At 61.1% G+C, this 15,064-nt stretch carries 11 protein-coding genes; 3 read left to right on the plus strand and 8 right to left on the minus strand.

What is annotated here, in order from left to right; translation table 11 throughout:
• Window positions 1–61 precede the first annotated feature (61 nt).
• From GTP23_RS16700 to GTP23_RS16735, 8 genes are all read right to left on the minus strand, one after another.
• Entirely contained in the window at window positions 62–682 is a 621-nt protein-coding gene (locus tag GTP23_RS16700) for a GIN domain-containing protein (protein WP_161036146.1), read from the minus strand.
• A gap of 194 nt (window positions 683–876) precedes the next feature.
• Window positions 877–1,164: a PsiF family protein gene (locus GTP23_RS16705; protein WP_155436412.1), complete on the minus strand. Its 288-nt coding sequence runs from the start codon at window positions 1,162–1,164 to the stop codon at window positions 877–879.
• 94 nt (window positions 1,165–1,258) lie between these two features.
• Window positions 1,259–2,788, minus strand: a complete 1,530-nt coding sequence (locus GTP23_RS16710) for a tryptophan halogenase family protein (protein ID WP_371866935.1) — start codon at window positions 2,786–2,788, stop codon at window positions 1,259–1,261.
• Window positions 2,789–2,799: 11 nt separating this feature from the next.
• A complete protein-coding gene (locus GTP23_RS16715) occupies window positions 2,800–3,804 on the minus strand; it encodes a cupin-like domain-containing protein (RefSeq protein ID WP_161036147.1) in 1,005 nt (334 codons plus the stop codon).
• Window positions 3,797–4,498: a SapC family protein gene (locus GTP23_RS16720; protein ID WP_161036148.1), complete on the minus strand. Its 702-nt coding sequence runs from the start codon at window positions 4,496–4,498 to the stop codon at window positions 3,797–3,799. Before GTP23_RS16720 ends, GTP23_RS16715 begins: the two co-directional genes overlap by 8 nt.
• A gap of 52 nt (window positions 4,499–4,550) precedes the next feature.
• Entirely contained in the window at window positions 4,551–6,074 is a 1,524-nt protein-coding gene (locus tag GTP23_RS16725; RefSeq protein WP_161036149.1) for a tryptophan halogenase family protein, read from the minus strand.
• A gap of 100 nt (window positions 6,075–6,174) precedes the next feature.
• Complete coding sequence (locus tag GTP23_RS16730) at window positions 6,175–9,123, minus strand: TonB-dependent receptor (protein WP_161036150.1); 2,949 nt, start codon at window positions 9,121–9,123, stop codon at window positions 6,175–6,177.
• Window positions 9,124–9,308: 185 nt separating this feature from the next.
• Window positions 9,309–10,169 (minus strand): glycoside hydrolase family 16 protein, encoded by an 861-nt coding sequence (locus tag GTP23_RS16735; protein WP_202412221.1) that lies wholly within the window; start codon window positions 10,167–10,169, stop codon window positions 9,309–9,311.
• Window positions 10,170–10,402: 233 nt separating this feature from the next.
• Between GTP23_RS16735 and GTP23_RS16740 the strand changes: the two genes are divergently transcribed.
• The 3 genes from GTP23_RS16740 (at window position 10,403) to GTP23_RS16750 (ending at window position 15,042) form a co-directional block, all read left to right on the plus strand.
• A complete protein-coding gene (locus GTP23_RS16740; RefSeq protein WP_161036152.1) occupies window positions 10,403–11,224 on the plus strand; it encodes a polysaccharide deacetylase family protein in 822 nt (273 codons plus the stop codon).
• Window positions 11,211–12,215: a LacI family DNA-binding transcriptional regulator gene (locus GTP23_RS16745; RefSeq protein WP_161036153.1), complete on the plus strand. Its 1,005-nt coding sequence runs from the start codon at window positions 11,211–11,213 to the stop codon at window positions 12,213–12,215. The genes GTP23_RS16740 and GTP23_RS16745 overlap by 14 nt, the downstream gene beginning before the upstream one ends.
• Before the next feature lie 259 nt (window positions 12,216–12,474).
• Complete coding sequence (locus tag GTP23_RS16750; RefSeq protein ID WP_161036154.1) at window positions 12,475–15,042, plus strand: TonB-dependent receptor plug domain-containing protein; 2,568 nt, start codon at window positions 12,475–12,477, stop codon at window positions 15,040–15,042.
• The last annotated feature ends 22 nt before the right edge of the window (window positions 15,043–15,064 follow it).

Below are 15,064 nucleotides of genomic sequence, written 5' to 3' on the forward strand. Positions count from 1 at the left end.
GATTTTGTTACGAGCCTATTGAAAGATAGTACCCGCAAACTCCGGAGCTGTCAGTAAAGCATTAATCCTTGGCGGAAACGCTTCCTATGCCGGAGACGGACTTGTTGACGCTTTTCGGATGGCCGTAGTAGCCCAGATCGCCCATGCCTTTGGCGATCACGTTGAGGGTATCGCTGGCGTAGACGTTGACGGCACCTATGCCTTCGAAATTCACGTCGACGCGTTTGGCCTGCAGGGCTTTGGTATCGAGCTCGCCCACGCCCTTGGCGTTGATGCGCAGATAGTCGATCTTGCCTTTGGCTACCAGATGGCCGGCGCCCTGAAAGCCGATGTCGAGGCGCTCGCCCTGGATGTTGTTGAGTATGGTTTCACCGGCACCCTGTACTTTCAGGCGGCTCAGTGCCGGCAAGGACACTTTGACGAGGGGGTTGCCTTTGACGCTGTTGAATTCACGCTCGCTGGTGGTAATCCGCAGCTCTTTTTCCACCACTTCCGTGCGCAGGCTGGCGATGAATTTTTCGTCGCCGCTGATCTGCAGGGACTGGCTGCTGCCTACTTCCACCGTCAGGGAAAATCCGCCCTGGGTGCTGATGGCGATAAACGGCGGCAGGCTGCGGCTTTCCTGGGCTGCCTCAACATTCAGACTCAGCAGCGCAACTGCTACGGCGATGAAATGACGCATACTCCCTCCTGATGAAATTACAAATTGTACAATGTTGTTCAGGATTCAGGTGTTGCGCCGCCACGACGCTCAGCACATTGCCGGCGCAGCGCGAGTGTCCAAAGCAAGGGCAGCCCGGACCCCCGTGACTTTGATCGAACGCACAAAATCACAGGCGCTGGGGCTGCCCTGGCAGCTGAAGCGTGGGCGGGTGCTTATTTATTGCTCAGGCACTCTTTCATGAAGGCTTTACGCTCGTCGCCTTTCTTGCCGGTGGCGTCGGCGTTACATTTTTTCATTTTGTCCTGCTGCGTCATTTTCGGTGCTTCGGCGGCAGGTTTGGCGCTCAGGCATTCTTTCATGAAGGCTTTGCGCTCGTCGCCCTTTTTGCCGGCAGCGTCGGCATTACAGGTTTTCATCTTGTTCTGCTGGGCAGTCGGCTCGGCTGCATACACGGCGCCGCTCAGGGACAGGATCAGGCTGGCAACGAACAGTTTTTTCATCATCTCTTCCTCGGTATCGTATCGTGGTGGACGGGTCGCGGCTGCAACCACGGCTTTACTATAACGGACTAGCGCTGCGACCAACAACCACCTTTTAACGTGCGGCCTGATCGGGCCGGCCGCAGTAGCGTTCCACATACAGCTGGTGGGCTGGCAGTTGCTGCACGGTACGGTCGACAGAAGCCTTGATGCTGCCGAGGAAGTGCGACAGTTCTTCGTCGCCCATCAGGTCGGCCGTCTGGTGGTGCGCGGCCGGCATGATGCCCTGGCCCAGCATGACCTGTATCCACGAATTCTCGGCAAACAGTTCGTTGGGGATGCGGAACACCCGTCCCGTAGCACGGAACAGTTCGATGCGGTGGCGCAGTCCGGCCGGAATCTCCATCGCGCGCGCATCCTGCCAGAACTGCGAGTCCTGACGCTGGTTGACGTGGTAGTGCAGGATGATGAAATCGCGGATATGTTCGATCTCGCTATTGCACTGGGCGTTGTACTCGGCCACGTCGTAAGGACTGATGCCGTCGGCCGGGAAGGTCTGCATCAGGCGGATCACGGCGCGCTGGATCAGGTGGATGCTGGTCGATTCTATCGGTTCGAGGAAGCCGCTGGACAGGCCGATAGCCACCACATTGCCGACCCAGGTATTGCGCCGCTGACAGGGCTGGAACGGAATCACGCGCGGCGTGGTCAGCACTTCGCCCGCTACATTGCCCAGCAGCTGGCGCATGGCGGCATCGTCATCCAGATAGCGGCTCGAATATACGAGGCCATTGCCGACCCGGTGCTGCAGCGGGATGCGCCACTGCCAGCCCGCCTGATGGGCCATGGAGCGGGTTAGCGGAATGGCCGGGCCGACGGAGGCCGTCTGCACGGCGATGGCGCGGTCGCAGAACAGCCATTGCGACCAGTCCTGCATGGGTTCCTGCATGGCCTCGCCGATCAGCAGGCCACGGAAGCCGGTGCAGTCGATGAACAGATCGCCTTCGATTTCCTGGCCCGATTCCAGCACGATGGAGCGGATATCGCCATTGTCTTCATGCCGCGTATAGCGCACGATCTTGCCCTCGATGCGCTGCACGCCGCGCGGTTCGCACAGGCGGCGCAGATAGCGCGCATAGCGGCCTGCATCGAGGTGGTAGGCGTAGTTCATACCCTGATTGGGCAGATGGGCAAAGCGGTTTTCCTGCGAGGCCTTGAGTTCCAGGCAGTAGTCGCCGTAGTCGCTGGCCAGACCCCGCTGCACGCCCTTGCGCCAGAAGTGCTGGAAGCCGGCCGTCCAGTGGTCGGTGCCCGTCATGCCGAAGGAGTGGATGTAATCCTCGCCCACATTGCGCCAGCCTTCGAAGCCTATGCCCAGCTTGAACGTGGCCTGGGTTTCGGCCATGAATTCCTGCTCGTTGATTTCCAGCAGATTGTGGAAGTTGAGCAGGGTAGGGATGGTGGCTTCGCCCACGCCGACCGTGCCGATATCGTCCGATTCGACCAGCTTGATATCGAGCCGCTTGCCCAGCACTTTGGCCAGACCGGCAGCGGCCATCCAGCCGGAAGTGCCGCCGCCGCAGATCACCACGCGGCGTACGGGACGGCGCGTGCCTGGGGGCGATGCAGAAGTAGATGCTTGCACGATGGGTATCCTTAACGGTTCATTTTTTTAAGAATCTGGGCACGCAGCATGCGCGCGCCTTCGTCGTCCAGTGGTGCCAGCACGTGACGGGCCTGTTCGGGTATGTGGGCCGCGGTCTGCTGGTCCGCTTCGAAAATATAGTGGCGGAAGATCTCCTGCCAGGCCTTGCGCTGTTCCGGCGGCAGGTCGCGCAGTGTGAGGAAGGCCATCATCAGCGCATTGGTGGGCGTATCCATGTAGTCGGGCGACTGGCGCCACCAGTAATTGACCAGCACATTCAGGGTGGCCAGCCCTTCCACGTGGTGCCACCACATGCTGGGGATGAAGATGGCGTCGCCCGCTTCCATTTCCGCCACCTGCGCGTGTTCGAGTGCGGTGGCGAATTTCGGGAAGCGCTCGAAATCGGGCTGGTGGAAATCCACCAGCGAGATGGCCTGTCCGGCCGGAGTGAAATCGAGCGGGCCGATGTACAGGTTCTGTAGCTGATCGGGCGGGAATAGGGTAAAGCGGCGCCGGCCTGCCGCCACCACGGCGATATTGTCCGGCACGTCGTAGTGGGCGGCGATGCGGGTGCGGTTGCCTATCCAGATGCTGACCAGCGGATCGCGCGCACCCAGCGCCAGATCATTGTGTTCGCGGAAGCCGGGCAGACAGGTGTCCACCGTGGTGGAACCCACGTACACGGTGGGCGCCGGGGCCATATCGCGTTTGGCGGCGATTTCGTCCAGCACGTTATTCAGCTTGGCGTGCACGGGATAGAAATTGAAGCCGTTGGCATCGTCGTTGTAGAAGAAGCGGCCGTTGGCTTCCGGTGGCCCCAGCATGGCGCCTACCGTGGCGCCGCGGTAGAAGCTGCGCAGATAGGCGTCGGCTTCACTTTCCGAACTGCGCGCGGCCTGCACCATGGGCCAGCTGCTGGCCAGCCCGCGCAGCAGCAGCGGTTCGGTCGACGTCAGCAGGGCGTCATTCAGATCGCTGACGCCCAGCCCGTGGATTTCACGCATGGGTTTAGCCATGGCGGTAGTTCATGCGGTCGATCAGGCTGCGCAGATTGGACAGCGAAGCGAGCACCATGTAGATGGACTTCAGGTGGCCGCCTGCGTGCAGCGTGGCCAGTGCGGCTGCATCGAGTGCGGCCAGCCTGTCTTCGTTGATGGTGTAGAAGCCCACCAGCCGGTTCTGCGTACCGTTATCGAGTTCCACGTCGAGCACGAAGCTCTCCAGCAGTTCGTACTGCAACAGGGCGGCCAGGAAGTCCGGGGTCTGCTGCAGGCCCTGATGGATGGCGGCCAGCAGGGAATTGGTCTGTTCGAGGAAGGGCGTGGAGCCGCCGTGCGGCTTGAACACGGCTTCGCCTTCGGTGCGGCTCAGGCGCGGGCTATCGAGATCGATATTGATCATCAGTTCATCGCCATTCACGCCGATCAGGAAAGGCTGGCGCTCCACCATCATGGGCAGATACATGGCTTGCCACTGGTCGCCTTCGAGGAACAGGTTTTCGCCTTCGCTAAAGCCGAACAGGGCGACCGGTTCGAAGCCCAGACCATCCGTGGTCTTGCGGAACACGATGGGGTAGCAGGCCTGCACGTCGCGGAATTCGGCCGGGAAGGTCACGGCCAGCATCTGGTTGTCGCCGTATTCGGCGCCGCGCTGCGTGATGACGTGCAGGTCCTTGTGATCGATGTTGTTCAGTAAAGCGTGGTTGGCCATGGTGGTCTCGTGTCTCGTGGTGGTCGTTGTTCTGATGATTCTTTGTGCGGTTTCAGATGTTCTGCAAGCCGTGCTGGCGGATATGTTCGAGCAGGCTGCGCATGTCCGGCAGGGCGCCCAGCATGCGCCGCGTCAGGCTGGCCGCTTCGCGGAAATAGCCGTCGGCCATGGCCGCTTCCTGAGCCGGCGCCGGGCGGAACTGGCTGCGGTAGCCCATGCCGTACAGGATGTACTGGTAGCTGGCCGTGGGGAATACTTCCTCGATGCGGGGAAAATCGTTGCGGCTGGGCGCGCGGTGCTGCCATAGGGTCAGCAGGTCCTGCAGGCGCTGCGGCACGGTGCTCTGCTGGTCGCGCCAGTAGGGCGTGTCGCGCCGCTGGCTCAGCACATAATGCAGCTTGAGGAAGTCGATCACGCGCTCCCAGCGATAGCTGAAAGTTTCGTTGTAGCGCGCTGCGACGATATCCATGGCGGCGCGGCTGGCCGGCAGTTCGTCGGCCACCATGGCGGCGCCCATTTCCACCAGTGCCAGTGCAGACGCTTCCAGCGGTTCGATAAAGCCGGACGACAGGCCGATGGCCACGCAGTTGCGCTGCCAGAAGCGTGCGCGGTAGCCCGGCTGGTATTTGATCTGGCGTACCGCGCCCGCGTCAGCGGGGCCGCCAGTGGTGCGGATGTAGTGGCGTAGCGCGGCTTCCGCCTGGTCGTCGCTGAGGTAGGCGCTGGCATACACGTGGCCCACGCCGCGCCGCGTAGGCAGGCCGATATCCCAGATCCAGCCGGCGCTCTGCGCGGTGGAGCTGGTCTGCGCTGCGACCGGCGCATCGGCGCTGGCATACGGTATCTGTATGGCCAGTGCCGTGTCGTTGAACAGCACATGCTGCTGCGAGATCAGCGGCACCTGATAGTGCTTGCCGAGTAGCAGCGACTGCATGCCCGTGCAGTCGATGAACAGATCACCTTCCAGTATGCCGTTGCGCTGCGTCTGCAGGCTGGCGATATCGCCATCAGGCGCGCTGTTAATTGCCAGTACGTGGTCGGCCAGATAGCGCACGCCCAGCTTGCGCGTGCAGTGCTCGCGCAGGAACAGGCCGAACTTGCCGGCGTCGAGGTGGTAGCCGTAGTTGGCCACGGCGGCAAACTCCGGCGTGACGGCCTGCTTGGGCGCGCGGCCCTGCACGCACAGGTGCGGCTGGTAGCTGACCAGATCGGCGAACGGAATGTCGGGATGCTGTTGCTGCCAGTTGCGTGGCAGGTCCACTTCGCCCCAGCCCTGCGGCATGACGAAGGGATGGAAATACACGTCGTCGGCACTGCCGTCGACCCAGCCATTGAAACGCGAGCCCTGTTTGAAGGAAGCGTCGCACTGGCGGAAGAATTCGGTTTCACTGACACCGATGCGGCGCAGCGTGTCGCGCATGCTGGGCCAGGTGCCTTCGCCCACGCCGATGGCGGGGACGTCCGGCGATTCGATCAGGGTGATCTCGACCGGCGTTCCTTGCTGCGCCGCCGCGATCAGGCCGGCCGTCAGCCAGCCGGCGGAACCGCCGCCCACAATCACGATACGTCGGATCATGTTGTTCGCCTTGTGTGGATGTGATGGGCTGAAAGTCTAACCGAAAAGGGCCGCTGATACGTAGTGACTCAGCGACCCTGTTCAGTGCTGCGCTACCGGCTTAGAACTTGTAGCGGACGCCGACCATATAGCGTGCACCCTGCTGCGTCACGCCTTCCAGCTGTTGCTGGGTGCGGCTGTGGGTGCGGGTGATGCTATTGGTCAGGTTGATGCCTTCGAACTGGAAGCTGAGCTTCTCGCTGAGGGCATAGCCTACGCTCAGGTCGACCTGGCCATATGGCTCGACGTATTGCGGGTTAGGCCCGGAACCGTCGAAGGTCGAGGACAGGAATTCGCCGCGCCAGTTGTAAGCCAGACGTACGTTGAATTTCTTGTCTTCGTAGATACCCACCACGTTGGCCGAATTCGACAGACCCACCAGTGCGAACTGCTCGCCGATCGAAGCGTTGTTGTACTTCAGGCCCGAGTGTACATAGGTGTAGTTGGTCGAAATACCGAAGCCGCTGTTGCCGAACATATGCTGCAGATTCACTTCCAGACCATTCAGGCTGGCCGCCTTCTGGTTGGCGAAGGAAGTGATCTGGAAGTTCGCCACCGGATCGCCAGGCTGGCCCGTGATCACGCCGGTTGCATTACCCGTAATGGCATCATCGGCACCGCGTACCACGCCAGGCTGGCCAGCGAAGTTGCGGAAGATGTAGTTACGCACGCAGGTGGTATCGGTCATGACGCAACCGTTAGCCAGCGCGGCATTCCAGTACTTGCCGCCCACCGGCGTATGCAGGTTGAACGGGGTGGCGTTGACCATGGACTGGCCCGCATAGTTTTCCAGATTCTTGCGGAAGTAACCGAGCGAGAAGAAGTTCTGCTGGCCGTAGTACCACTCGTAGGACAGGTCCAGATTTTTCGACTTGACCGGTTTCAGTGCCGGGTTACCCGCGCTGCCGGTACCGCCGTAGGCGCGTGCCAGCGAGTTCAGGGTGGTGCCGCCCTGGATCTGGTCCCAGCGCGGACGGCCTATGGTTTCGCCCATGCTGAAGCGCAGCTTCTGGTCGCGCGTCAGTTCGATGTCGGAGTCGAAGCTAGGCAGCAGATTGTGGTATTTACCGGTCAGGGTAGTGAAAGTCGGCTCGCCGAAAGTGATCGGGAATTCATTCTGCGAGACCCAGGTAATCGCGGTCGCTGCCGGTACCAGTGCGGTCGAGACCACGTCGGTGGTTTCATAGCGCAGGCCGATGGCGGTGCGGATAGGGAACTTGGTATCCCAGTCGGTATTGAACTGGACGTAGCCGGAGTTGGACTTCTCTTCGGTGCGGGAGTCGTTGTCGAAGGTGGTCTTCGGCAGATACAGTGCTGGCAGGCCGGAAGCGGTGGCAGCCAGCTGGCGTACCTGGGCGAAGTTGAAGGTGTAGAACTGGTTGAACAGGTTAGGGTTGCCGCTACCATCGATCTTGTCGAAGTACTGGCGTACCGATTCCTGATGCCACACGCTGCTAGGATAGTCGGATGGCTTGGTGGCGCCGCCCCAGGTATCGCGCTGCTGGTTGGAGAAGGCGGAACGGTTGGACACCTTGGTGGCATTGGCGCCGAATTTCAGCTCGGACGCTTCCAGCACTTTCCACTGGCCTTTGACCTGGGTCTGGTCGACGATGCCTTTCATGAGCTGGTTGGTGAAGACCGAACCGGTGACCTGCTGGCCGTACTTGGTGAAGTCGGCACCCTCGATGCTCAGCACAGGGAAATCGTGGCTGAAGTCCACCGTGGTATTGCCGCGGCTGAAGCTGGCCGAACCCAGCGTGTTGCTCGAGCCGAACGGGCTATCGGCGCCCGACTGTGCCGTCGAGTGATGGGTATCGAGTTCCAGACGCAGGGTGTTGGTCGGTTTCCATACGGCGTTGAAGCCCAGCGATTTGTTCTGGGTCCTGGTGGCAAAGTCGGCCGCACCCATGGCGATATCGCTGTTGGATACGAACTCCTTGTACATCAGCGGGCTGGAGACAGGACCTTTGGTCCACGAGCTGGCCGATTCGCCGAAGTTGAACCAGGCCGACACGTCGTTACGCTTGGTCTGTATCTTGTTTTCCGAATAGGTGTAGTCCAGTGTGGTGACCAGGGTATCGACCGGTTTGAACTGCAGAGTCAGCTGGGCGTTGGTGCGCTGGCGCTGCACGCCGTTGAAGTTGTAGTTCAGATTCTGCGGCACCGAGTACAGATCGGTAGCGCCCGGACGGTTGGTGATGTTTTCCGCACCTTTGGCGCCCGGCTGTGGAATGGTGCCCCAGTTGTTTTCGTCGCCACGGAAGGGGCCGCGCCAGCCGCTCGATACCGCCGCCGTGTTGTAGCCCAGATTGCGTTCCTGATAGCTGCCCGTCAGTGCCACACCGAACTTGCCGTCGGCCGTGGTATTGGAGTAGATGCCCGAGATTTCAGGGGTGGTGGAGCGCTTGGCTTTGATGTCGCCCGGCAGATTGCCGTTGGTGCTGTCGTACACACCTTTGGCGCCTATGCTGGCATGCAGGCCGGGACGCTCGAACGGACGGGCCGTCATCACATTGACGGTAGCACCGATACCGCCCGTCGGCGAATCGGCACGGCCGGTTTTATACACTTGCAGCTGGGCGATGGCTTCCGAGGCCAGATTGGCGAAGTCGTAGGCACGGCCGTTCAGATCGCCCAGATTCGAGGTCGGCATCTGGCGGCCGTTCAGCAGCACCAGATTGAAGTCGGGGCCCACGCCGCGCACGGTGATCTTGGAACCTTCGCCGATCGAGCGGTCGATCGAAACGCCGGAGATACGCTGCAGCGATTCGGCCAGATTGGTGTCGGGGAATTTGCCGATGTCTTCGGCCACGATGCCGTCGACGATACCGTCCGAATTACGCTTCAGGTTCATCGACGATTGCAGACTCTGGCGCAAGCCCGTGACGACCACGCTCTGCGGTTCGTCAGCGGCTCGCGTGGCTTCCTGCGCGACAGCCGGTATGGCGCCCGCGCAAGCGCTGGCCACCGCCAGCGTCATTAACTTCAGTCGTGCCTTTGGATAATGCATGTTATCTCCTGTGTTTTTATGAACAGCTCGCTTCCCACTTCCCCCAACGGCACTGGAAACCTTTCCATTCTCTGCCGTCGAATAGTATGATTGACGTACCTTTTTGTCAATCGCCGCCCCGACAACTAGCCCGTACCGCCTGGTCTAGCGGGGTTTTTGCTCCGGTTGTGTTGTAAAAAAATCGCTTAGGGCTGGTACACCCGCACGTACTCCACTTCCATCTGCTGCGGCAGGGCAGAGTCATCGACCTTGCCCCCTAAGTCGCCGCCGATGGCCAGATTCAGCAGCAGATATTGCGGGTTGCTGAATGGCCATTTCCGGTAGTCCCCGTCACCGGGGTTAATCAGTTGTATGTAATTGCGGTTGTCCACGCCGATCACCACGCGCTCGGCATTCCACGTCAGCTGGTAGTTGTGGAAAGCGCTGCAGGCATCGGCCACCGTGGTAGAGGTGGTGTTGGGCGTGCCGGCCGGCCAGTTCTGTGCCGCCGTGTAGATGCTGCCCAGAATCTGGCCGGGGTTTTTGCCCACGTGTTCCATGATGTCGATCTCGCCATCGTCGGGCCAGCGGCCTTTGCTGCCCAGCATCCAGATGGCGGGCCAGCTGCCCACGCCGCAGGGCAGTTTGGCGCGGACTTCGATGTAGCCGTAGGTCCAGCTGGCCAGACCGCGGGTGATCAGACGCGCCGAGCTGTATTGCTGGCCACCGTAGTCGGCCATGTTGCTCAGGGCTTCCTTGCGGGCCGTGATGAGCAGCTTGCCGTTTTCGACGCGGCTGTTTTCCAGCCGGCCGGCCGCGTAGTACTGCAGCTCGTGGTTGAACCAGCCGTTGCGGTTGAACCCGGTGTCGTAAGCCCATTTGCTGGTATCGGGCGGGCCGTCCTTGTCGAACTCGTCGGCCCAGACCAGCTTCCAGCCGTCGGGCTTGCCGCCAGCCGGCAAGGCGGTGGAGGGCGGCACGGCAGGACCGGCCGCCGGCACAGCGCTGGCCACGCCGGCAGCGTTACCGCCACCGCCGCAGGCACACAGCGCTACCACAGCTGTCATCGTTGCTAGCCGTCTCATGTCTCCACTTTCTGATATTGTTTTCTCGTTTTGGAAAGGTTTCCAATCGATGTGGCAAATATAGCACCGAAAGAATTTCAAAGTCAATTTGCAACGCCGCAAAGGGAGGCCTGTTAGCCGTTGACAGGCCAAATTAAGGCGTGCAACATGTGGGAACGTTTCCAAAATGAGACACTTCGTTGCTACACTGAGCTGAAACACATAGCGATTCTGCGATGCGAAAACTTCTACTTTCCGTGCTGTGCAGCCTGCTGGCTGGCGGCGCCCAGGCCCAGGCACAGGCGCTGCCCGCCAGTACGGCATGGCCCCATGGCGCCCGCGTGGCCGTCAGTCTGGGCTATGACGACACGCTGGCTTCCCAGCTCGATGTGGCGCTGCCGGCGCTGCAGCGGCATGGGCTGCAAGCCAGTTTCTATCTGCAGCTGTCGAGTCCCTTGCTGCAGAGCCGGCTGGCGGAGTGGCGGCGGGTGGCGCAGCTGGGCCATGAGCTGGGCAACCACAGCCTGTTCCACCAGTGCGCCGGCAGCCTGCCCGGCCATGCATGGGTGGAGCCGGCGCGCGATCTGGACAGCACCATGGCGGCGCAGATGGCCGATCAGGTCCTGCTGGGCAATGCCATGCTGTATGCCATCGATGGTGAGAGCGAGCGTACTTACACCGTGCCCTGCGGCGACCATCAGGCGCGCGACGGCGATTATCTGGCACGCATCGCGCCGGCCTTCGTCGGCATCAAGCAGGGCGGCGGCAGCGGCGTGACGGCGCGCGCGGCGCTGCAGCGTCACGCGGTTGCCGTGTATGCCCCCGTGGGCCTGAGCGGCAGCGAACTGATCGCGCTGGTGCGTGCGGCGGCCGCGCAGGGCGACATGGTCAACCTGACCTTCCACGGCGTGGGTGGCGACTACCTGAGCACCTCGGCCGCCGCGCACGAAGAACTGCTGGCCTATCTGGCCAGCCACCGCGAGGTCTACTGGACCGACACTTTCCGCAACATCATGCGCTATGTGCGCGCGCAGGAGCTTGCCGATGGCCACCATTAAGGATGTGGCCAGGCTGGCCGGCGTGGGGCTGGGCACGGCGTCGCGCGTGGTCAGCGGCAAAGGTTCGGTTTCGCCTGCCACGCTGGCGCGCGTGCGTGCCGCCATCGAGGAACTGGGCTTCCGGCCCTCGCATGCGGCGCGCACGCTACTGTCCGGCTCCAGCCAGATGATAGGCGTGTACATCCCTGTGCTGAGCGGTACCTTCTACACGCCGATTTTGCAGATCATCGATAACGAGTTGCGTGCGGCCGGCCTGCACATGGTGGTGGCCTTCGGCGCCGGTCTGGGCGATGCGCGCCAGCAGGCTGTAGAAGGCATCGGCTTTCTGGTCGAGCGCGGCTGCGACGGGCTGATTCTGATGACCAATCTGCTGCAGGAAGAAGACGTGGCAGCGCTGGAAACCATGCACAAGCGCATGGTGGTGCTCAACCACAGTTTCGCCAGCATTGCCGCGCAGTGCTTCACGGTCGATCATGCACAGGGCGGTGCACTGGCGGCGCGCACTCTGCTCGATCTGGGCCACCGCGAGATCGCCATCGTGGCCGGTCCGTCGCGCCTGCCGGACAATGTGCAGCGCGTGCAGGCGTTCTGTGCCACGCTGGCCGCAGCAGGCATAGACCCGGCCAGCCTGTGGCAGACCGAGCGCGATTTTTCACCGGCCGGCGGCTGGTCGGCGGCGCGCGAACTGATGGCTTCCGGCCGCCCGTGTACGGCACTGTTCTGTGCCAATGATGAAATGGCGGTGGGCGCGCTATCGTATTTTCAGGAAGCCGGCATCCGCGTGCCGCAGCAGCTATCGGTGCTCGGTTACGACGATACGCCGAGCGCCGAATTCTCCGCGCCGCGCCTGAGCACGGTGCACATGCCATGGCGCGAAATGACGCAGAACGGCCTGAATGCGCTGCTCAATAGTTGCTACGATCTGCAGCGTCCCGTCACGCGCGATTACCCCGTCAGCATGACTTTGCGCGCCTCGCTGGCAGCCCGTTAAACGCTGTTGCAGCAGGCTAGATATACCGCCTGCATACCAGTGCTTTTGAACATTATTTTACTGCTAAAACAGCGGGAAATTTTGTAGGGGAAACTACGTATACTAGTTGTATATTTGCCGCATGTTCAACAGATTCCGGACAGCGTGTGCGAGAAACGATAGACGACCCGAAACCATGTCTATACATTCACCTCTAGCCACTACCAAAGATGGCAGTTTCCGCAAACGCATATAACCACAAATCCGGAAGAGTCTAGACATGAAAAAAAATTTCCCATTCGCAGCGCTGCTGCTATCAGCGAGTCCTTATGTGCTTGCACAAGCTACGGCGGTAGCCCAGACTGCCGCAGTGCAACCGGCGGCTGATGCCACGCCGGACGATATTCAGAAGGTGGTAATTGTCTCGACCGGTAGCCGTGGCGCCCAGCGCACCATGGTCGATACCCCGGTGCCTATCGACATCATCGGCTCGCGTGAACTGAGCAAGACGGGGCAGGCCACGCTGGATAAATCGCTGCAGTTCCGCGTGCCTTCGTTCAACACGGTGCAGACGCCTGTCAACGATGCCACCTCGCTGCTCGACCCTTACGAAATCCGTAACATGGGTCCTAGCCGCGTGCTGATTCTGATTAACGGCAAGCGCAAGAATTCCAGCTCGCTGATCTACACCCAGACCTCGCCGGGCCGTGGTGAAAGCGGCGCCGACATTTCCGCCATTCCTCCGGATGCGATTAAACGTATTGAAGTGCTGCGTGACGGCGCATCGGCCCAGTATGGTTCCGATGCGATCGCGGGCGTGGTCAACATCATTCTGAAAGATAGTGCGGAAGGCGGTTCCGTTACGGCCCGTACCGGCATCACCCACGAGAGCGACGGCAAGATGGGCGGCCTGAGCCTGAACCAGGGCTTGCCTCTGGGCGGCGATCGCGGCTTCCTCAACTACACGCTCGACGTTTCGAAAATCAATCTGTCCAACCGTCCCGGCGTGGTCAACGCCAAGGGTGAAGCAGGTGACTTCGGCGCCGACCTGAACACTCAGGTACTGCCTTTCCTGGCAGCCCATCCGGACGCCGGCAACATCAACGGTTCGCCTGCCACGCGCGCAGCCAAGGCCGAAGTCAACACCAGCTATGACCTGAGCGACACCACCAAGCTTTACGGTAACGCTGCCTACGTCAACAAGCGCATCAACTCCTTCGCCAACTACCGTACGCCTTACTGGCGTCCGACCGACTATGGCCTGCTGCATGCCAGCGGCACGCCGTACGTGGGCTATGTGCCGACCTTCATCGGTACGCTGGACGACTACAACGCCACGGGCGGCACCAAGTTCCTGCTGGGCGACTGGAATGCCGACGTGAGCCTGACCTATGGCGGCAACAAGCAGAACTATCAGGTCACCAACTCGGTCAACCGCGGCATGCAGGAAGACTATCTGGCGCACAAGATCAGCACGCCTTCGCCGACCAGCTTCGATGCCGGCGGCGTGAAGTTCAGCCACTGGGTATTGAATGGCGACGTGTCGCAGCAGATGAGCAAGGAGGTCAGCGTGTACGCCGGTACCGAACTGCGTCACGAAAACTACGAAACCATCGCCGGCGATGTCGGTTCGACCTATGGCAGTGGTGCGGATTCGTATGCCGGTAACTCGGTGCAGAACTCCTTCCCATCGTCGCGTTCGAACTACGGTGCTTATGCCGGCGCAACCTGGGATGTGACGCCAGCCTTCCTGGTCGATGCCACCGGCCGCTACGAAAAGTACACCGACTTCGGCAGCGCCTTCGTGTGGAAGACGTCGACGCGCTACAAAGTCAGCGACCAGCTGACCCTGCGTGCATCCGCGTCGACCGGCTTCCGCGCACCGTCGCTGGCTCAGATCTACACCCAGAAAGCCCAGTACTCCTTCGTCGCTGGCGGCGGCATCCAGGTGTCGGGTCTGGTCAACAACGTTTCCTCGGCTGCCGCGGCGCTGCAAGTGCCCAAGCTGAAAGCGGAAAAATCGGACAATATCACGCTGGGTCTGGGCTTCAAGCCCGATAGCAACACCAGCATCACGCTCGACTACTACAACATCAAGGTCAAAGACCGCATCGTGCTGAGCACGGAAATCACCCCGACCGGCGTGGCGACCAATCCGCTCGACGTGCAGCTGGGCAAAGCCGGCATCGTGTCCGCCAGTTTCTTCGTGAATGCCCTGACCAGCCGTACCGAAGGTATCGACTACGTGGCTTCGCGTAAGAACATTCCTTTCGCTGACGGTAAGCTGACCCTGAACCTGTCCGGTAACTATTCGCTGAAAAACGAACGTGAAGGCGAGGTCAACAACCCAGCGCTGATTGCCGCGGCAGGCCAGTCGGTACTGAATGCCACCACGGAAGCGCTGATGTTCACTTCGCGTCCGAAGTTCAAGACCATCCTCGGTGCAGACTGGGACTACAAGCAGTTCAACTTCTCGCTGAACAACACGGTGTTCGGTCCTACCCATTTCCGCAATGCCGGTATGGATAACAACCTGGAAGTGGCGTTCAAGACCAAGACTGTGACGGACTTTGCCGTGAACTATGCGCTGACCCAGAACACCACGCTGTCGTTCAACGTCAACAATATGTTCAACGTCACGCCGAGCTGGCACTTCAACGCCCGCAATGCGCAAGGTCAGGCGCTGCTCGACAGCAAAGCCATCGATCCGGCCTATGGCCTGACGCCGGTGGAAGTGCAGCGCAATCTGGTGACCTTCAACGGCCGCTACTCGATGGTGACCTATGATGGCTCGCAGTTCAGCCAGCTGGGCCGCACCTTCGCAGCGTCGCTGAACTACCGCTTCTAAGCGTTCGCTATAATGAGGGCCG

The sequence above is a fragment of the Duganella fentianensis genome, from assembly GCF_009857835.1.
Classification (GTDB): domain Bacteria; phylum Pseudomonadota; class Gammaproteobacteria; order Burkholderiales; family Burkholderiaceae_D; genus Rugamonas; species Rugamonas fentianensis.